This is a genomic window from Mycoplasma bradburyae, from assembly GCF_024339025.1.
Taxonomy (GTDB): Bacteria; Bacillota_I; Bacilli_A; order Mycoplasmatales; family Mycoplasmoidaceae; genus Mycoplasmoides; species Mycoplasmoides bradburyae.
Genome location: NZ_CP101415.1, coordinates 136,179 through 156,953, shown reverse-complemented (window position 1 = coordinate 156,953; position 20,775 = coordinate 136,179). Strand labels below are relative to the sequence as shown.

General features: G+C 27.7%; 14 protein-coding genes and 6 tRNA genes. 2 read left to right on the top strand and 18 right to left on the bottom strand.

Annotated features, from left to right (window positions below):
* Window positions 1-7: 7 nt before the first annotated feature.
* From NMG77_RS00655 to NMG77_RS00645, 3 genes are read right to left on the bottom strand one after another with little or no spacing between them, the layout of a single operon-like run.
* Entirely contained in the window at window positions 8-484 is a 477-nt protein-coding gene (locus NMG77_RS00655; protein ID WP_255045904.1) for a restriction endonuclease subunit S, read from the bottom strand.
* Window positions 468-2,108, bottom strand: a complete 1,641-nt coding sequence (locus NMG77_RS00650; protein ID WP_255045903.1) for an N-6 DNA methylase — start codon at window positions 2,106-2,108, stop codon at window positions 468-470. The genes NMG77_RS00655 and NMG77_RS00650 overlap by 17 nt, the downstream gene beginning before the upstream one ends.
* A gap of 9 nt (window positions 2,109-2,117) precedes the next feature.
* Window positions 2,118-5,297: a type I restriction endonuclease gene (locus tag NMG77_RS00645; protein ID WP_255045902.1), complete on the bottom strand. Its 3,180-nt coding sequence runs from the start codon at window positions 5,295-5,297 to the stop codon at window positions 2,118-2,120.
* Between the two features lie 774 nt (window positions 5,298-6,071).
* Between NMG77_RS00645 and NMG77_RS00640 the strand changes: the two genes are divergently transcribed.
* Window positions 6,072-7,142 carry a hypothetical protein gene (locus NMG77_RS00640; RefSeq protein ID WP_255045901.1) on the top strand — a complete coding sequence of 357 codons (1,071 nt, stop codon included), beginning with the start codon at window positions 6,072-6,074 and terminating at the stop codon, window positions 7,140-7,142.
* A complete protein-coding gene (locus NMG77_RS00635) occupies window positions 7,112-8,833 on the top strand; it encodes a S16 family serine protease (protein ID WP_255045900.1) in 1,722 nt (573 codons plus the stop codon). Before NMG77_RS00640 ends, NMG77_RS00635 begins: the two co-directional genes overlap by 31 nt.
* 214 nt (window positions 8,834-9,047) lie before the next feature.
* Here the strand turns inward: NMG77_RS00635 and NMG77_RS00630 are convergent, their stop codons facing one another.
* The 15 genes from NMG77_RS00630 to NMG77_RS00560 form a co-directional block, all read right to left on the bottom strand.
* A complete protein-coding gene (locus NMG77_RS00630; protein WP_255045899.1) occupies window positions 9,048-9,596 on the bottom strand; it encodes an L-threonylcarbamoyladenylate synthase in 549 nt (182 codons plus the stop codon).
* Window positions 9,584-10,438, bottom strand: coding sequence for a peptide chain release factor N(5)-glutamine methyltransferase (locus NMG77_RS00625; protein ID WP_255045898.1), 855 nt, complete (start codon window positions 10,436-10,438; stop codon window positions 9,584-9,586). Before NMG77_RS00625 ends, NMG77_RS00630 begins: the two co-directional genes overlap by 13 nt.
* Window positions 10,439-10,441: 3 nt before the next feature.
* The gene (prfA, locus tag NMG77_RS00620) at window positions 10,442-11,524 is read right to left on the bottom strand and encodes a peptide chain release factor 1 (protein WP_255045897.1); all 1,083 of its coding nucleotides are present in this window, start codon (window positions 11,522-11,524) and stop codon (window positions 10,442-10,444) included.
* A gap of 99 nt (window positions 11,525-11,623) precedes the next feature.
* Window positions 11,624-11,926 (bottom strand): 50S ribosomal protein L31, encoded by a 303-nt coding sequence (rpmE, locus tag NMG77_RS00615; protein ID WP_255034784.1) that lies wholly within the window; start codon window positions 11,924-11,926, stop codon window positions 11,624-11,626.
* A gap of 73 nt (window positions 11,927-11,999) precedes the next feature.
* A complete protein-coding gene (locus NMG77_RS00610) occupies window positions 12,000-13,487 on the bottom strand; it encodes an NADP-dependent glyceraldehyde-3-phosphate dehydrogenase (protein ID WP_255045895.1) in 1,488 nt (495 codons plus the stop codon).
* 86 nt (window positions 13,488-13,573) lie between these two features.
* A complete protein-coding gene (locus tag NMG77_RS00605; protein WP_255045894.1) occupies window positions 13,574-16,321 on the bottom strand; it encodes a PTS transporter subunit IIABC in 2,748 nt (915 codons plus the stop codon).
* A 615-nt stretch (window positions 16,322-16,936) separates the two neighbouring features.
* Window positions 16,937-17,022 (bottom strand) — tRNA-Leu (locus NMG77_RS00600).
* Window positions 17,023-17,026: 4 nt separating this feature from the next.
* A tRNA-Lys gene (locus NMG77_RS00595) sits at window positions 17,027-17,102 on the bottom strand.
* A gap of 4 nt (window positions 17,103-17,106) precedes the next feature.
* A tRNA-Thr gene (locus tag NMG77_RS00590) sits at window positions 17,107-17,182 on the bottom strand.
* 1 nt (window position 17,183) lies between these two features.
* Window positions 17,184-17,259: transfer RNA gene (locus tag NMG77_RS00585), tRNA-Val, on the bottom strand.
* Window positions 17,260-17,377: 118 nt separating this feature from the next.
* Window positions 17,378-17,454, bottom strand: a tRNA-Glu gene (locus NMG77_RS00580).
* A gap of 5 nt (window positions 17,455-17,459) precedes the next feature.
* Window positions 17,460-17,534 (bottom strand) — tRNA-Asn (locus tag NMG77_RS00575).
* A 33-nt stretch (window positions 17,535-17,567) separates the two neighbouring features.
* Window positions 17,568-18,272: a YebC/PmpR family DNA-binding transcriptional regulator gene (locus NMG77_RS00570; RefSeq protein ID WP_255034779.1), complete on the bottom strand. Its 705-nt coding sequence runs from the start codon at window positions 18,270-18,272 to the stop codon at window positions 17,568-17,570.
* Window positions 18,265-20,289 carry a hypothetical protein gene (locus NMG77_RS00565; RefSeq protein ID WP_255045893.1) on the bottom strand — a complete coding sequence of 675 codons (2,025 nt, stop codon included), beginning with the start codon at window positions 20,287-20,289 and terminating at the stop codon, window positions 18,265-18,267. The genes NMG77_RS00570 and NMG77_RS00565 overlap by 8 nt, the downstream gene beginning before the upstream one ends.
* On the bottom strand, window positions 20,280-20,768 hold the full coding sequence (locus NMG77_RS00560) for a YhcH/YjgK/YiaL family protein (RefSeq protein WP_255034776.1): 489 nt from the start codon (window positions 20,766-20,768) through the stop codon (window positions 20,280-20,282). Before NMG77_RS00560 ends, NMG77_RS00565 begins: the two co-directional genes overlap by 10 nt.
* Window positions 20,769-20,775: the final 7 nt, after the last annotated feature.

Genomic DNA, 20,775 nt, shown 5'->3' with positions numbered 1-20,775 from the left:
ATTTTATTTAAAATAAATTATCGTTTATCTTCTTATTAGTCTCAATTTTTTGATCAATTTTAAACAATAAATTTGAAACCAAATTTTGTTTTTTCAATTCCGGCAATAGCAACGGAAAGCTTAAAATTTCTTTTATGCTTAAACTTGCAACCGTTGAACCGCTAGCTTTTTTATTTAACTTAGAATTATTAGCTAAAATGTAGTAATAAAGGTATTTGGGATCAATATTCCTAAATTTGTATAATGCATGACATTTTTGATGTAAATCGAATTTTCCTTTATAGTATTTCGGAATAAATTCTTTACCATCACTCGGAATTATAATAGCCTCTTCATCAAATAAATATCGATCACTATATTTAATATTTTTTGATCTATCAAAAAAAGGATATTTACCATTAATTACGCTATTGCAAACGTAATTTTTCCCATTCCTGATACTTGCATAATCAGCAATTTTTGATCACTTATTTTTTATCGCCATTAAATTTAACTTTCTTCATTTCAGTTAATATTTCTTTTTGCAACTTTTCACTTTCTTTGAATAGTTTTGTTAATTCTTTCTCGTAATCTAACATCTTATTCTCGAATTCTTCTTGAGAAATTTCTACGTATTCAATCTTGATGTCAAAATATTGACCTGCTGATAATGAATAATTCTTTTCTTTAATTTCATCATAAGAAACTAAAACAGAAAAATCATCAACTGCTTTTCTTTTTCTAAATGTTGTAACAATTTTGTCAATTTCATCAGGTCTTAATCGTTTCTTTTGAAGATTATCTTCTTTATAATCTTCACCAAGATTAGATGCATCGATTAAAATAACATCATTGTGTTTTTTTGATTTGTCAAAAAAGATTACAGAAACATTAGTACCTGTGTTGGCAAAAACGTTTGAAGGCATGCTAATAACACCAGATACATATTTGTTATCAACTATATAACGTAATACATTACCTTCAATACCTGATTTAGAAGTAATAAATCCTGTCGGAACAACAATCGCTCCTTTACCATTGTCTTTTATCGAATTGATAACATGCTGTATGAATAAAGTGTATATAGCCATGCTTTCCTTCTTTTTAGCGGGAACTTTAGGAACACCAGCTCAGAATCTTTCTTGCATACTAGCAATTTTATCTCTAGTATCAGAGAAATCCATTTTAAATGGAGGGTTTGATACTACATAATCAAATTGTCTTAACGACTGGTTATTATCACTTTTATGATAAGGACTTGTTAAAGTATCACCTTGTATTGCATGTTCAAGAGAAGAAACTAAACCATTTAAGATTAAGTTTAGTTTAAGCATCTTATTACTTCTTTGCGATATATCTTGAGCAAATATAGTACATTTGTCTTGACCAATTCTATGACTTAGTGCCATTAATAATGTACCTGTACCTGAGCTAGGGTCATAGATTTCAATATTACGTAAATCTTCATTATCATCTACTAATAATTTAGCCATTATCGTAGCAATTCCGTGAGGAGTGTAATATTCAGCATATTTACCACCACCTGCAGTGTTGTAATCTTTAAGCAAATATTCGAATATTGTTGCAAAAAAATCGTAATGTTCTTGGAATGTTTCTTCAAATGAAAAGTTAACTAATTTATCTACTAAAGCTCTTGCAAAAGAATCTCTTTTAGCTTCATCAGTTACATAAACAGTTAATTTTTCAAATATAGGTATTCTTGTTTTTTCTGTAGTTTCTGTTGAGAAAATATCGATATTTTCATTTGCAATCTTAATCATCGTTTCATCAAAAAGATTAGCAAAATTTCCTTTTGTTTGATTGTTTCATAAAAAGGTAATTAAATGTTCAGGTCTTAATCTTGGAATGTCAGGAGATAATTCGTCAAATATATCCAAGACTTCGTCTTCACTTAATTTAGCGTATGAATCTTCTCATTTTTCTAATTCCTTAAAATCATTTCTAATTTTCTTGATTTCAGAACTGAATTTGTCATTTAAAAACTTATACAAGAAAACTTGGGTAATAATTTTGTATTCATTACCGTCATTTCCAAGTCCATATGTTTGACAAGTGCTTTTTAATTCATCAATTAAATTTATTGTTTTTTGTCTAATATTCTCGTTCATAATATTTTCCTAATTAAACATATCGTTATACTGTGATAAATATTCTCTACTAATTATTGATAGTATAAAGTCTTTGTCTTTTCTTTCATTTCTTACATTTAATTCTTTAAGCACAGTTGTAATATCATTCATAATAGCTTTATTAAAGTAAGATTCTTTTTTTAGAATATCGTTTCTATCATAAACTCTATTATCTACATTTGTTTTTATTACGTTTAATGTATTTACAATTTCGTCATCTTGATTAGAAATAATTGGATTAGATTTTTCCTTTTCTTTATTAATATTTTTTTCTTTTATTCTCTTATGAATTCTCACAAATTTTTCATCGCCATTATATTTCTTTAATAGAACATCATCTTTTCGTTTAAGTTCCTTAAGAGAGTTTATTATTTCATCTATAAATTCTTTTTTATCATTGAATTCATCAAAAGAACTAATAGTAAAACCATCATCCTTCATTTTTTGAAAAAACATATTTTTTAATTTTAAGTATTCAGGATCTTCTGGATCGATATACTCACCAAACTTCTTAATCACTTCTTCTCATTTAGTTTTTAAATCATTATCATCAGAAATTAAAGATAATTCTTCATCACCAATCTTTTCAAAACTAAATTCTATTTCTGCCATAGCAGCATTAATAGTTTGTTGATTATAATCATCTGATAACATCATTTCTTTTTGATTGATTATATTAATGCGTTTTTGAGTGACAGAGAGCATTTGTGGTAACTTATCAATTTGTAAATTTTGAAGACGATTTTTTAATTCATCATCACCAAATGTTGTAATTATATTAAATGAATCCTTAGCAGATTCTAAAGCGCATTTAAGTCTTAAAAGATTTTTCTTATCTTTTATTTCAGAAATTTCTTTATTAAAAACTTCAAGATTTTCAATTGTAAATTCAAATAATGCTTGCTTAGCTTCTTTTAAGTTTTCAATCAGAGCTTCGGGATCTTCTATTATCTTAGATAAGGTGTTATTGGCATCTATACCTATTTGATTACCATCATTAAATCGGTTTAACTCTTTAAGATATGCCTCATTTGTTTGCTTAAAATTCTTTTTAATATCAGCAAAGTCAATTAAATATCCATATCTATTATTTTTATATGGTCTATTTACTCTAGTTATAGCTTGCAATAAATTATGATCTTCTAACTTTCGACCAAAATATAACCGTTTTAATCTAGGAGCATCAAATCCTGTTAATAACATATTGAAAACAACAAGAATATCAATAGACATATTTTTCTTATAGTCTAGTATCATTCTTTTTCTTGTTTCTTTATCATCAACATCATGAAGAATTAATCCTATCTTAAAATGAGTTTTATCTTTTTCGTTTGATAATGAATTATTAACTTCATTTTGAACTTCATTGAACAAGCTAGCAAATTTTTTAGCTTGTTCGCTTGAACGACATATAACCATACCACCTAAGGTATTGTCATTTCTAATAGTTCTAAATTCTTTAAGATCAGATATTATGTATTTAATTAATTCTTTTACATAATTCTCATGTTCTACTATCCTATTTTTACCTAATTTGTTCTTTTGAAGAATATAGTTTAATTCATCGTATATCTTATTAAGTTTTTCCTTATATGAAGTTTTTATATCTTCTCTTATTATTTTAACAGTGTATCCATCTTGAATCGATTTATCATAATAATAAGTATGTATGTAGTTACCAAATATTTTCCAAGAAGTACGTTCTTCAGCTAGTAATGGCGTACCTGTTAAAGCAATTTTAATCGAGTTTTTATCAGAATTAAAAAGATTTGCTAAGAAACAACCTTTAGGGTTATACCCTCTGTGTGCTTCATCAATTATAAAAATTCTTTGAAGATTAGTTCCATAATCATTTAATTCAATTTTATCTTTATCTTGTGCAAATTTTTGTATGTTTACTACACTTATTTCATTTTGACCAGAACTACCTTCAAGGGATTGGTTATTTCTAAAATGTTTCATTAACTCATCTTTTGAGTTAATCTTTTTCACATAACAACCTCTCGCCTCGAATTCTTGAGTCGCTTGTTCTAGTAAATCTATTCGATCTACTATGAAATAAAATTTGGCAACTATATTTTTCTTAGCATAATAATCTTTTAGTATTGAATTTAAATAATAAGAAAGAGCTGTTTTTCCGCTTCCTTGAGTATGTCAAATAATGCCCGATCTTGTCCCTTCATTTAGTTTCTCAATTATTGATAACGCAGCAAATAGTTGTTGATATCGTATTATTTGTTTTTGCTCGATAGAATTTATTTTTCCATCAATTTCTTTTTGATCATTTACATAAGCTATTCCATACCTAATAATAAATAATAAACGTTCTTTAGAACACATAGAAGTTAACGTTCTATTAGTTGGTGTGTTTATATTTATATTAGTTTGATACTCAGGGGTTGTATGTATAACTTGATAGTTAAAATCTGATAATATTTTTCTTTCTATATCTTTATCTAAAGCTTTGTATTGATAGTTTTTTATATAAGGAGCTATATCTTCATTTTTAGGATTTTCTTCCCTGAAGCAGTTAAACAAAGCTTCTTTTTTAGAAGCTGTACAATAAAACACACCTTCAATAGGAATAATTCCACCTTTTTTGTCATATTCCATGTTGTTAGAAAATATCATCAATTGAGTTATGTTTATGAATCTTCTAAATTTATTTTTAGGGAATCTACTTTCAGTTAACCTCTTACTTTCTTCTAACATACCACCATTGTTATTAGGTTGTTTAACCTCTATAAAAACTAATGGCAATCCATTTATAAAAAGTGTGATGTCTGGCCTGAATTCATCATCACCATTTTTGCAGGAAAATTCCCCCGTAACATGAAAGGTGTTGTTATTTATATTTTCAAAATCTATAAATTTGTAAGGTGATACCGAAATAAGTTTTTTATAAAAACTTTTACCTAAATCATCATTATTTAAATCAACTTTTATATCTCTTATAATTTCTTCAAATTTATCGACATGATCTGGATTTAGTTTAGCAAATTGTTCTTTAAAAATCTTTATTAATATATTAGTTTCAGGATCATAAAAATCACCCTTCATTTCTTCGGTAATTTTTCCAATATATTGATAGCCTAACCTAGTTAAATGTACAATCGCAGGCAATTGCACTCTAGTCATTTCGTTAAATAAACTTTTCTTATTAGCCATCATTTACTCCCTAATATTTAATTAAGATTTTTTTGTATTATTATTGACTACCTTACATAAAAATTTCATAGATAAATTCATATTAATTTTTGTTTAATTCAAAACGATCATACGCAGAAATATAAGATAGTTTAAATTGAAATTTTATTTAACAGGAATTTACACTACTTTCCTCGGTAATTTTTTATATTTTTATTTTTAATTAAAAATAAGTATCATACTAATTTTAATAAATTTAACTATATCTAGTTATTCAAAATTGAAGATATTTTGGTAACAAAAAATTTTTAGCAAACTTTCAATTTGTCAAATACGCATTTACAATTATCGGCTTCTAAAAATAATTTTTATTATTAAGCGATTCTCACCTAGTTTTGAATTTATTCAATCTTATAAGATAAATTTCAATCTATATTGAATTATTTATTATTTGATAATAGCAACTTTTCAATGAATAAGCTTTCAATTTCTATTTAAAATTATCTTTAGATTTATCAAAAATATTTCTAAAATTTCATGTTTTTTAATTAAAAATTTCTACGAAAATAAAAATTTTTTGTTTTTTTGAAAAAATGTGTTATTTTTTAAAAATATATATAGATAATAATATTATATTGCATATATTTTTAATTAAAATTTTTCAAATTTTCACCTCCTTTTTCACTATTAAAATTCGAATAAAATAGCTATAATCAACTAACAGATAGATTGAATTTGTTGGCTGAATTAATAAATGGCCATTAAATGATTAAAGCGTAAAAGAACGGTAAATTTATGAAAAATTACCCATTAATAATATTTGATAAACATATTTTGTTTTCAAACAATAATTATCAAATTGAAATAAACAAACGCGACTTAAAATCGTTTGAAACGATCAAAAATCATTTACTTCCAACACTAAATAAAAAACTAACAAAAACACAAACAACAAAAATATTAAATCAAGAAAACAAAGATCCAAAAACTTACATTACTAACAATAATCCAACTTTAAACAAAACAAATTGCACAGACACTAACAACCAACAAATAGAAAATAAAACATCAAACAATTTAGACCAAACAGATACACACTTACAAAATCATGAACAAGATCTTTACTTGCTAGTATTTGCTTCAAAAAACTGCAATGATTCTTCCCAAAAAGAACAAGCAAGCAATAATGATATTTATGACGTCGGAACACTATGCAGTGTTAAAGATATTAAAGAAAATATTATTGATAATAATATTGAAAGTTACACCATAAGTCTTGAAGCTATCGACACAGTTAAATTATTAGATAAGAATCAAATACTCGACAAATCTAAAGATTATTCTTCTGTAGATTGCCAAAAATTTAAATTTGATTATACACCCAGATTTGTTTATTCGCTTTTAACAAAACAATTTGAAGAATCCAAAGATCTTAATTTTTGTGAATTATTTTCAAAAAAGGAAATATTAGATTTTAAAAAATGTGATTACAAAACTAACACTCTACGTAAAATGATTTACAAAAAATTTTCAGATCTTATTTTATCTTGTTTATCTACAGATTCATTTGTAATCAGCAAAGACGATCAAATAAAAGTCTTGTTCGCAAATAATAATTACGACTTGCTTAATCAGTTTGTTTTCATATGAAAAAAATGGAAATATAAATCTCTTTTTCTTGACAAGGTAAAAGATGATAAAGAACTGAATAATTTGTTATCAAAACAAAAATATCGAAAAAACACAAAAGAAAAAATTATTGATTTGTTAGTTACAAAATGTGATGTGTTCAAAAACATGAAACCAGAAAAATTTGAAACAAAAAGGAAATATATATGCTTAAAGAAAAACAAGAAATGAATTTAGAAAATAAAGTAATTGAATTTCCGATATATTTAAGAAAATGAAAAACCAAAATATCGGAATTAAAATATTTAATTCAAAGCAACCCTTATCCTGAAAATATTAAAAATACAATTTTAGAGAATTTGAATTCTTCTGGCTTATTTTCATATAATGATTCAGAAAAAGCTGAAATTTATCTTGAATGATTAATAAATCTACCTTGATGACAAAAAACTGATGAAACAATCGATATTAATAGTGTGAAAAAACATTTAAACAATAGTCACTATGGGTTAGAAAAAATTAAAGAAGAAATTCTTGAATATTTAGTCGTTGCTCAAAATTCAAAAATAAATAATAACCCTATCATTTGTTTAGTAGGACCTCCAGGTGTTGGTAAAACTACAATAGCTAAATCAATAGCCAAAGCACTTAACAGAAAATTCGCAAAATTTTCTTTAGGCGGTTTATCTGATGAAGTAAAAATTCGAGGTTTGGATAGAAACTATAATGAAGCACGCCCTGGTAGAATCATTAAAATAATGAAGGAAGTAGGAGTTATTAATCCTGTAATTTTATTAGATGAAATCGATAAAATGACTAGCAGCTATAACGGTGATCCGAACGCAGTTATGTTAGAAGTTCTTGATACAACTCTTAATAAATCATTTAATGATCATTATTTAGATGTAGACTACGATCTTTCTAATGTAATGTTTATAGCTACAGCTAATTATTTTAATGATATTCCTGAACCATTAAGAGATAGAATGCTTGTTATCAATTTAGATCCATATACTGAAAAAGAAAAATTTTATATTTGTAAGAATCATATAATTAAACAAAAGATTGAAGGGTACGATCTTGATAGTAAGGAAATTTTATTTGATGATAAAGCAATAGAGTATATCATCAATCATTACACTAGAGAAGCTGGTGTAAGAGAACTAACTAGATGTATTGATAAAATAATTCGTAGTTACATCGTAGATAAGGCTTGTGATAAAAATATTAAATTATCTAAAGTAAATATTGATGTTGTAAAACGTATTTTTAATAAAGAACGTTATAACACCAAAAAGAGAATTAAAAGAGAACCTAGTCCTGGAGTAGTTAATGGATTGTATTATTCGAAATATGGAGGTGGAGTTTTATCAATTGAAGTAGGTCTATCGGATGGTGATGGAAGCATTCAAATTACAGGTAATGTCAAAGATGTGATGTTTGAATCAGTTAACGTTGCTATAAGTTTTATAAAAATTCATGCTAAAAAACTTGGCATTGATATCGATATATTTAAGAAGAAAAATATTTACATTCATATTCCAAATGGGGCAATACCTAAAGAAGGGCCAAGTGCTGGTATAGCGATAACAACCGCTATTTTATCGGCATTAAAGAACAAAACTATTGATAGTTCTATAGCAATGACTGGTGAAATAACATTAACAGGAAAAGTATTAGAAGTAGGCGGGCTTAAGGCGAAACTGTTAGGTTGTGTAAATTCTGATATAAATACTTTTTATATACCCGAAGAAAACAGCTCTGATTTAAATGAACTAATTGATGATGATAAACATTTCAATTCGATTAAATTTATCAAAGTTAATAATTATTTAGACATTTATAATGATTTATTTAATGAAACAAAGAAAAAGAAAACTACTAGTAAACATAGAAGTCGTTCATCAAATTTAGAACAAACATTATAATTAGTATTTAATAACTTAAATTATTTAAATAACTAAAAAACAGCGCAAAAACGCTGTTTTTTTATTACCTTGATTGCTATTCAACTAAGTTAGGTAAATAAGGTTTAATAAATATTCAACATCTTAATAATGATTGTAAACAGAATTAGATACAAAACCTAGTTGTTTATTATTAAGTGATCTTATAAAAGTAATAGTGATTTTTGGTTATTTATTAATATTGGTATTTAGATAAGAATTCTTTTAAAGCTAGAGTTAATTCACCATTACGTAATATTTCATTTGTATCTAAGTTATATATAGTTGATCCTTGTTCTGATTCAGTTTTACCCTTAATCAAAATTAAATCATTAATTTGATTAAAGTATTTATCGTTTAAATAATCTTCTCAATTTTGATAAGGATTTAAATTACTAATATTAGCGCTAGATGAGTAAAATTTACCGGTCTTTTTTAAAATTTTCAAGATTTTTGAACAATTTGGTATCCGATAACTTTCTTTATTAAAAACAATTGTTAATTTACCAGGTCAAAATTGTTTTGCTAAGTCAACAAACATTTTGTTTTTAATATCTATTTGTTCTATATCTGAACAAAAATAAATTAATTTCTTATTTAGGTCACGTTGTTTTAAATGGTAAATTTTTTCTTTAGATTTACAAACAACACCAAATACTGTATCAGTAGGTAGAATTACCAATTTATTATTATTTATACTCTGAACTATTTCGTCAAAGTCTTTATCAAATTCTAAGACTTTCATTGAATAATAAATCCTCTCAATTTGTTGTTATCATCCCTGAAAAAAGAAGTTTTTTCATATAAATTATATTTTTTTAATAAATCTGATGTTTTATCAAAAATTAATTCGGAAAATTCCATACATAATACTTTAATATTGTTTTTGTTGGTTGTGATATATTTAAATATTTCTTCGTAAAAAAATGTTCCGTTATTTTTAGCAAATAATGCATTAAAAGGTTCATAACTTATTTCTTTTATGTAGTTAGTTTTTAATTCTTCATCTAAGTAAGGAGGGTTAATAATTATTGCATCTATTTCCTCTGGTAATTTATTTAAAATTTCAAGATAATCCGCTACATAAAATTTCACGTTTAATAAGTTTTTTACAGCATTAAAATTAGCTATTTTTACCGCTGATTTTGAAATATCTGATCCATAAACTTCATATTTATCGTTTCGATTTTTTATCGTTAATGCAATTAATCCAGAACCTGCACAAATATCCAATACATTTTTTATGTCATTTCGAGAATTGATGACTTCTAAAAAATTATTTATCACTGTGTTGGTGTCATGTCTAGGAATTAAAACATTTTCATCAACAAACAAATTAAGATCATTAATTTCTATTTCTTGAGTTATATATTCTACTGGATATTTATCTTTATATACCTTATTACAATCATTAATAAAAAGATCAAAATCAAAATCTATTAATTGATCTCTGTTAGTTATTAGATCTGTCTTATCTTTTATTTTTTTTGAGTGATGTTTTATAAGTAAAAAAAATAATCAAGAATAGTTTTCTTGATATTTTTCATAGTGGTTAGATAAATAGTTAATCAATTCATGGAATGTCATATTCTATTCATTCATAATTAATTTCATTTTTTCTTCTTGTTCTTTAGAACGTAAAGCATCGATCATTTCATCGATATCGCCCATCATAAATCGATCAAGGCTATTTATAGACATATTAATTCTATGATCAGTTACACGGTTTTGTGGGTAGTTATAAGTTCTAATTTTTTCAGCACGATCTCCAGAACCTACTTGATTCTTTCTTAATTCAGATAAAGCGTCGTTCTTTTCTTTTTCAGCAGCTTCTCATAATTTAGAACGAAGCATTTTCATAGCTGTTTCACGGTTAGCTATTTGTGATTTACCTTCTTGACAAGCAGCAACAATTCCAGTTGGTATATGCGTAATTCTTACGGCACTTTCTGTTCTGTTTACGTGTTGACCACCGGCACCTGAAGCGCGATAAGTGTCAATTCTTAAATCAGATGGGTTAATTTCAATTTCAACATCATCTTGTTGAGGTAAAACTGCTACAGTTATCGTTGACGTATGTACTCTACCTTTAGCTTCAGTAGCAGGAACTCTTTGCACGCGGTGAACACCTGATTCAAATTTCATCTTTGAATAAACATCTTCACCATTAATTTCAAATGAAATAAAGCTATAACCTACTGAAGTAGGTAACATTTCAATTACATTAATCTTTCAATTTTGTTTAGAACAATATTCTTTGTATAAATCAAACATATTACCTACAAAGATTGAAGATTCATCACCACCAGCTGCAGGACGCATTTCTACGATAACTTCTTTATCGTCATTAGGGTCTGCTGGCAATAATAAAATTTTTAGTTTTTCTTCTAAACTAGGGATTTCTTTTTTAGCATCATCTAAATCAATAATCGCTAATTCATGAAATTCCTTCATTGTATTATCATTAATGATCTTTTCAGCTTCTAAACCACTTATTACAAACTTATCGTATATTTCAAAAGTTTCTAACAATTGTTTCTTCTGTTTTAATTCTTTATTAATCGCATGAATTCGCTTAAAATCATTAGTTAAATTTTCTAGTTCTTTATTTAATTTTTCAGCGTTAGCTCTAATTGATAATAAGGTTTCATACATCTGTTTGTTGTATTCCATTTTCTAACCTCTTTTTTATTTTCTGCGTGTATAAATAAAAAAACAAACAATCCAAATCTGTTAAATTTGGCATTGTTTGTTGTCTAAATTATTAAGGTTCTATAAATCTTTAAGAGATTTAGATTTGTCGTTAGATTTTTTAGAAGCTTTGCTTTCTTTAGTTTTAGCTTCAGATTTTTTATTAATGTTCGCTTTACCTTGGCTGAACTTGCTAGATAATTTTTCAGCACGTCCTTTAACTGCTTGTTGAGTAGTTTCACCAATGTAGAAGCTGTGGCAGCCACTGCATACATCCATAGGAACTTCTTTAGCTTTAATTACTGATAATAATTCATACTTATTATTACAAGAAGAACATATGAAAGCCACTTTATTTAAAGTTGGATGAATATCTTTTTTCATTATTAATTATTTTTATTGACCTTAATATTAACTTAGCTTTATAAAAAGCTTCTTTATTAATTATATATTAATTTTAACGATTATAAACAAAACCTTTATAACGAGTTACTGATAGTATCGTATCTTTAATTCCTTGAACACCAACACCAGAATCCTTAACCCCTAAAAAAGGAAAAAAATCAGGTCCCCTAGATGACGAACGATTTCAATTGATTGTACCAGCTTCTAGTTGGTTAGCTATAGTATCAAACTTATCTTGAGAAGAAGTAAATATACTAGCTTGCAAACCATATTCTGAGTCATTATGAAGTTTGATCATTTCAGCTTCATTCTTAACTCTTATGATTGGTAAGATTGGTCCAAAAGGTTCTTCTCAAGCTATACGCATATCTTTAGTTACATGATCCAATAAGATTGCATCAATTCAGTTTTTTTCAAAATCTCCACCGTTTAATACAATAGCATTCTTGCTTATTGCATCATCGTATAGTTCTTTAATATAATCAGCCGAAGGTTTATCAATTACTGGTACTAATGATGGATTATCGAAAGGATTACCTAGATGCAATTCCTTAACTTGTTCTTTTAATAAATTAACGAATTCATCAGCATCTTCATCTTTAATTAAAACTCTTTTAATTGCAGTACATCTTTGCCCTGAGTAACCATAAGCTCCTTTTATGATTTCTTTGATTGTTAATTCTTTGTCATAATCACTTAAAATTAGAGCTGCATCTTTTCCACCTAGTTCTAATGAAATATTACCAACTGCTGCTTGTTTTAAGAGTTTTAAACCAACCGGTGTGCTACCTGTAAATGAGATGCTTTTAATATGTTTATTAGTATTTAATTTATCACCTATTTCTCGACCAAGACCTACAACACATTGAACAACCCCGGGATCAAATCCTGCTTGTTTAAATAAATGCGCTAATTTAATTCCGATGATAGCAGCCTGAGTAGCAACTTTATAAACAACTGTATTACCAGCTATCAAAGTTGGTATCATCTTTGATAGTGGTGTGTTTAAAGGATAGTTTCATGGCGAGATATTTAAAACTACACCTAGTGGTTCGCGAATAAATTTACCTGTTTTATTCTTAACTTTATGAATTGTTTCATCAATAACTAATGGATTATTGATCATCTCTTCATAAACAGATATTGTGTCATAAATATATTTAACTGAACGAGTAATTTCAGTTAAGGATTCATTATAAGCTTTGGCAATATTATCTGTTAATAAGTTAGCTAACTCTTCTTTTTGTTGATCTAATAATTCTGCAAACTTAATAATCTTATCCTTACGATAAGTATAAGTTTGCTTAGATCAGATCTTAAATGCTTCATTAGCTTTTTCATATGCATCATCAATTTCATCTGATGTCATTCCATAAAATGAACCACTTACTTCATTATCGATTGGCGATTTAATTTCAATTAATGAACTAGAACCTACTTCCTGATTATTAATCAAACCTTTTAACTTATGATATTTATCTTTAAAATCATAAGAACTAGCATTGCACGCTTTATTTTTTAAACAGCTATTGTTACTCATAATTTGTGAAAATTTGAATTATTATTATTAAAAAATAAAAAAAATAAAGTGCAATTAAAAGCACTTTATTTTATATAGAATTTGGTTTATTTATTCTTTTTAATTAATTTGAATAATACATCACCAACATTTACTTGATCACCTGACTTAGCAACTAGTTTTAGATCATATTCTTCTAAAGTAGCTTTTAAAGCTAAGATTGGTGTAACTGTTGATAATTCTTGTTTTTTAATAATTTCAAGGTTAGCTTTAACTACTGGAGTGTTTTTGTATAAAACATTATCACCTGATTTAGAGAACAATGTAAAGCCGATTAAATTTTCAGTGTCAGTATTATTTGAGTTTAATGATACTGTATCAATACCAACGTGAATTAAGATCTTAGCGCCTTTAGCATCAAAGAAGTAGGCATGACCTGTGTTGAATGCTAATTCTAATTTACCATCAACTGGTGAATAGAACATTTCATCAGTTGGTTCAACTGCTAAACCATCACCAGTAATCTTAGCAGCAAATGAAGGGTCTGGAACTTCAGTTAGATCTTTAACAATACCTTTAACTGGGCTGTATACTTCAATGATATCTGATTCTTTGATATCAGCCTCAGGAGTAGCTTTAGGCATTGATGGATCAATTTCTTTAGTCTTATCATCAACTATTGGAGTTGGTTGTTTAATTTCTTCATTAGCTGGTTTAGTTTCAGCTTTTGGTTGTTCAGTTGGTTTATCTTCTAAAACGCCAGCAACTTTTTTAATTTCAGTAGCATCATAATTCTTATCTAACATCTTTTGCATATTAGATTTGATTACGTCAGCATCACCACCATAAACAGCGTGCACTAATGTATCACTTATAGCATAAGTACCTAGTGAACCTAATGAATTAACTTCATCAAAATTAACATTTGATTTAGCTTTAACTGATACTCTTAATTTAGTAGCGCAAGCATTTACAGCTGTAATGTTTTCAACACCACCAAACGCATTGATTAGTTTATAAGAAGTAATTTCAATTGGTTTGAAATTAGTTACACTAGATTGAGTTGATTCAGATTGGCTAGTTTTAGCTTTGTAATCAGCTTTAGTGTAAAGTTTTGTAGCACCACGACCTGGTGTTTTTAAATCACGTTTTGTAATGATGAAGTAGAACACGAAGTAGTATAAAGGAATATAGAATAAACCTAATACTAATGGGATTCAGCTACCAGTTTGAGCGCCTAACGCATCAGGAATAAATCCGTAGATTGTTAAATCGATAATACCACCAGAGAATGTTTGACTTATGTTAGCTCCAATTAAAGTTGTTAATCAGAATGAAATCGCACAAGCAATAGCGTGGAATCCTCAGAATAAGTAAGGAGCTAAGAATAAGAACGTAAATTCAATTGGTTCAGTAATACCAGTTAAGAATGAAGTGAATGATGCAGAGATTACAATTGAAGATGCATATTTTCTTTGATCTTTAGGAGCTGCCATAATCATCGCAGCACCAGCAGCTGGTAAACCAAAGATCATAAACGCAAATTTACCTTGAGAATATTGACCAGGGTTTACGCCAGGGAATGCATAGAAAACAGAATCATTAGCACCTAATTTAACACTACCAGTAGAACTGCTAGCTATTTGTTTAAGAAGCTCAGAACCTATTACTGTTTTCCCATCAATTACAGCTGAAGCAATTAAACTTGGATGGTTTAGAGTTGAGTCAGCAAATGATTTGAATGTAAATGTATAAGGGGCAGATTGACCAGATAAATAAACTGATTTACCTACAAAGATAGAGTTAATAGCAAATCAGATTTTTTGGTCACCTTGTAATTCTTCAGTACTAGGAAGTTTATTGTTATTTAACGCTAATACTACTTGCTTTCAGTTTGCTCAGTCTTGAGGTGTGAAGCCAACTGGCTTATCAACTGCTTGAGTTGCTACACCTACAATTTTACGAATAACTTGTGATCCGTCAGCATCAGTAGTTAAAATTAACGGAGCAATCGCATGTTCATTATCAGAAATAATATTTACAATGCTACCACCAGCACTTGAATATCATAAAGGAGTATAGAACGCGTGGTGTAAACCAAACGGAACTAATGCTCTTTCAATATATCCGAAGAATAATGAGTTAGTATTACCATTTCTAGCTAAATTACCTAAGTTTTCACCTATGTAATTAAGCGCGATACTAACACCCGGTCAAATCATAAGCATGATTAGAGCAGTTGGTAACATAGCTAAGAAAGTAATAATCGGAACAAAGCGGTTACCATTAAAGAATCCAATAAATTTAGGTAATTGGATTGTGTGGAATTTATTAAATAAGTAAGCTGTAATAGACCCTACGATAATCCCACCGAATACTGATGTACTTAAAGATTTTATACCAACATTTTCACTTAACGCGCTTTTAGGTACATTTTCTCAGAATAAAATTGTGAATGTGTCATCTTTAACAGCATCTGGGAAAATTAAAGCGTTTTGAGTAGCATTGAATACAATTCAACCTACTAAAGCAGCAAACGCAGCTATCCCTGATTGGTTGGTAAATGCGACAGCTATCGCAACTGCAAACAGCGCTGGTAAGTTTCCGAAAATTTTATCAGCACCATTTTTGAAAAAAGAAGCTATTGAATAAAGAACTTTATAATTCGTTGGATCTATATTATTTTGAACAGCAGCAAAAATCCCTAGCAATAATCCCGCAATTGGTAATACTGCGATCGGAATCATTAAACCACTTGATAACTTACCAACAACTTCTTTAAATTTACCAGAGAATCTCTTCCAACCACTTGGATGATTCTGCTGAACATTAATTTGATTTGTAGTTGAAGCCATTATTAATTATTTCAGTTTGTCCATTTATAAAATCATTTTAAACACTAAAATTAACGACATAATAAGTAAATCCAGCAATCGCAAACATTAAAGCAAAAAAACCTAAAACGAATAATAAATATCCCCCGTTTTTTTGTCATCAGGTGAGTTTTATCTGTTCATCCTTAATAGTTCTACCGAATGCGCTATCACTAGCTACTTTTCTTTTTTTATATCGATTTCAATATAAATAAAATGATATACCTCAAAAAACTAAACAAATGATAAGCATTAGAGAGCTTAAAATAATGTAAACATTTTTTAATATTTCTAAAGTCATTTCTTTTTGTTTTCTTCAGCCATTCTTATTTATTATAAATTACTTTTTAATCCTATTTATTTAGCTAAGTTTAAATTAAATGGTTTTAAAGCAACCATTTTTTGATCCGTCAAGCTAAATAACTATTTAAATTTATAAAATATGTGATATAAGCAAAAAAGACTTTGAATATAATTCAAAGTCTTTATATTTAAATAGAATTTTATTAGTTGCTTAAGCAGCTTTTTATAAAGTTTAATAAATCTCGCCAAGATAATTTATTAAACAAAATACTATTTGAGATAAATGTATTTTAATGGTGCACCCGAAGGGACTTGAACCCCCACATCGTAATGATACTAGATCCTAAGTCTAGCGCGTCTGCCAGTTCCGCCACGAGTGCAACATGGTGCTCCTTGAGGGGATCGAACCCACGACCCAGTGATTAAGAGTCACTTGCTCTACCGTCTGAGCTAAAGAAGCATTATGGTGCCGACTATAGGAATTGAACCTACAACCTACTGATTACAAGTCAGTTGCTCTGCCGATTGAGCTAAGTCGGCATGGTGGAGTGTGAGGGGATCGAACCCCCGACCCTATGCTTGTAAGGCATATGCTCTCCCGCCTGAGCTAACACTCCATTTACTAAGGTTTTATCCTTAGTAAAAAAATTTTATGTTATCGGAGGAGTTAGACTCCGACAACAGAGGAAATTTTGAACCTCGTTAGTTTTTGTTAGTTAGTTAGTTTATTTTTAATGGTGACGCGTACGGGATTCAAACCCGTGAATGCACGCGTGAAAGGCGTGTGTGTTAAGTCACTTCACCAACGCGCCAATAATGGCGGCCACAACAGGATTTGAACCTGTGACCAACCGGTTAACAGCCGGTTGCTCTACCGCTGAGCTATGTGGCCTTTTTATTATTGCCTTTAAAATTATATCACAAATTATTCGTTATTAGCAACCATTCATTGAATATCGTCATCATTTTCACAAGAAGCGACAAATCTTTCGAATAATTCTGTCTGTTCTGGATTAAGTGAGACGTATGAAAGAGGTACTAATTTTAATTCAGAATGGTGGATATTAAATTTAGCAGATTCTAACTTCTCCTTAACTTGATAATAAGAATTAGGGGTAGTTATAATCTCATATCCTTCATCATCTGAATTTATATCAATTAATTCATAATCAATTAAAAGACCTAATAATGTTTCCTCATGGAAATTATTTAAGTCGGTTAAGATAATTCCTTGTTGTTGAAAATTAATCTTGACACTATTAGGCTTAGCTAATGATCCTTTTAATTTAGATATATAACCATTCAAAGAAGAAATAACACGGTTAGGATTATCAGATAATGTTCTAACAATGATTCCTAAACCATTAGGTCCATAGATTTCGTATTCTGCTTCAATCAAATTATCTTCATCTTTATTAGAACCACCAAAGATGTTTCTATTAATAGATTCTTTTGATAAGTTATAAGATAAAGCTTTATCAATAGCCGCTTTAAGACGATAGTTAGTCTCAGGGTCAGTTCCCCCAACTTTAACAGCAGCTTTAATTTCTTTAGCTAATTTTTGTCATAACTTAGCATTAGATTGTTGTTTTTTATTAATTTGATTAGCAATTAAGTGTTTTCTAGGCATTGTTATCTTCTTTTTCTTTTCATTTAGCTATATACTTTGATCAGCGTTTTTTAGCTTGATTAAGCCTTTTATAATTATAAATGATAAAAATCATTGTAGAAATAACCAGAGCAATTAATACCGTTGCTATAACAATTAACGAAATAGAAACAGTGGTTTCTTTTTTACCTCCATCATTTAACTCATTGATTATTAAATTGTATCTTACAATTGGATCGTATTCATTAAAGCCATTTTTATCAAAAAATCTTTTTGATCCTAATAAATTAGAAGCTATTTTTAAACCTTCATTATCATTAATCAAACCTTGAGATAAAGTTATATAAGATTTATTTAAGACAAAATACTCTGAAGGTTCGTTTCTTTTTGTTAGATCAAAATCATTAATCAAAAATGTTAATGGGATAGGAAAATTATCAATATTTCTAATCACATTTTTGATATCTTCATCGTTTCAAGTTGTGTTGTTTTTCAAATAATTAAGAATGTCTAAGACATTGTCATCATTAAAATCAATTCCGCCAACTATAATCGAACTAGCTATATTGCTAGTTACACTTTTTTGGTATTGATTTAGCAATTCATAGAATAATAAAAATGCTGAACTTGGCTTGGTATAGATAATATCTAAATCATTTATATTTAATAGTTCTTGAAAAGCATTAAAACGACTTTTAAAACCATCAAACATAGGATTGGTTATGTATAAAAAATTGTACTTGTTGCTTGGATAAATTTTTCTAAATGTTTTTAGAATTGATTTATATTCATCAAATTTTCAACGATTTATAGAACTACTTAGATTAATATCATTTAAACCTAATTTAGTAGGAGCAGCTGGTTCTAAAAAAATGAATGTTTTTTTATTAATATTAAAAAGGTTTTGATTTTTATAAAAGAAATTTGCTACATTAAATTGATCAGTTAATAAAAATATATTTAAATATTGATGAATCAATAAATTAATTTTCGATTTATCAATCATTAACTGATTCGATTTAAAGAAAAGATCATAAATCTTCTCATAAAAATAAATCTTAAGTTTTAATTTATCATTAATTTTATCGTTATTAATCGTATATGATAAACCATCATAAAAAACGAATTTTGATTCATCAAATATTAATTCATATAATGAGGTCTCTTTGAAAACATCTAAGTTTTCATCATTTCTTGAATCGTCACTAAAAACATTTAAAAAATTTTTAGAGCTTTCTAACTTTGTTGCATTAACAAAAATCTTATCGAATTTTTCTTGATAAATATTTAAAACTTCATCAGAACTTTTATTAATGAGTTTATCATTTAAGCGGTCAACATAATTTTTAAGAAAAATAGTTTTTAGGTAGTTATCATTCGAAATCAAATGAAAACGATTAACATATGCTAAAAAATTATATAAAGCTATTGAATGGTTATCTCAGATATTCGCCAGTAATTTTGGCGTTAGAAAAATATCAAATAATAATGGCTTGTATTCTAATTCTGGATTACTTGTGTATTTATCGTGGAAATACACTCTAATATAATCTAGAAAAGTTAAAACATTAGCAGCAGTATAACTTAGGTTGGATTTATCGTTAAAAATAGAGCTATTATTCGTTTGAATAATTGCTTTATTTTTCGGATAATTATTGTCAAATCAATTTGGAATATTACTAGTGATATTAATACTAAAATCTTGATCGTTAACTAGTTGTTGTTGGTATAAAAATACGATAGGGCTGTAACCATCATCAACAACCTTATCGTTTAAAAAATATTGCGATAACATCAATGATGTTACAACTGATTGATAATTATCACTTGTCAAAAAAAGTTTAATTGTTTTTTGTTCGGCTACATTTTTTAAATCGCTATAAAATGGTTCAAGATTTTCTTTAGTTTCTGTAGCTTGCAAACTTTGTTCATAACTGTTAATTTTATAGCTATTAGATATAGTAATATTTAGGCTTAATAAGCCTAAAAAAGCAATAAAAAACAGCGATAAAAATTTAATTATTTTTTTTATGAACATCTAAATTTAAAAATATATTTAATGATATTATTTGAAGGATTTTCAGATACTCTAGGTGCGTGTAAATCTCCTGGTAAGAATACTACAAAAGAATTTTTAGAAGGCACTAAACGATTATTAGAAACTTTGTCATTTGTCGTATCTGAGACATAAAAAGTTACATCTTTTTGTTCGTTATAAGGAATTTCTACTTGCATATCTTTTGCATCTTCTGCGTGTTGGCTAAAGTAAATTTCACCTGGTTCAAAAACTATATGAACATCACCATAGTGTTTATGAAGTTCATATCTGGCTTCTGTTTTTTGATAAACAACAGAGTCTAATACATTTAAGTATAAATCCTTACCATCAATTTCATGAATACCAACTGATAATTTAGATAAATCATAGTTATGATCTTCTAAAAACTGTTTGATCTTAGGAAAATATTTATTAATTGTTAAATATTTACTAAAATTTTCTAATTTGTCGTAAATCATTTTGTAT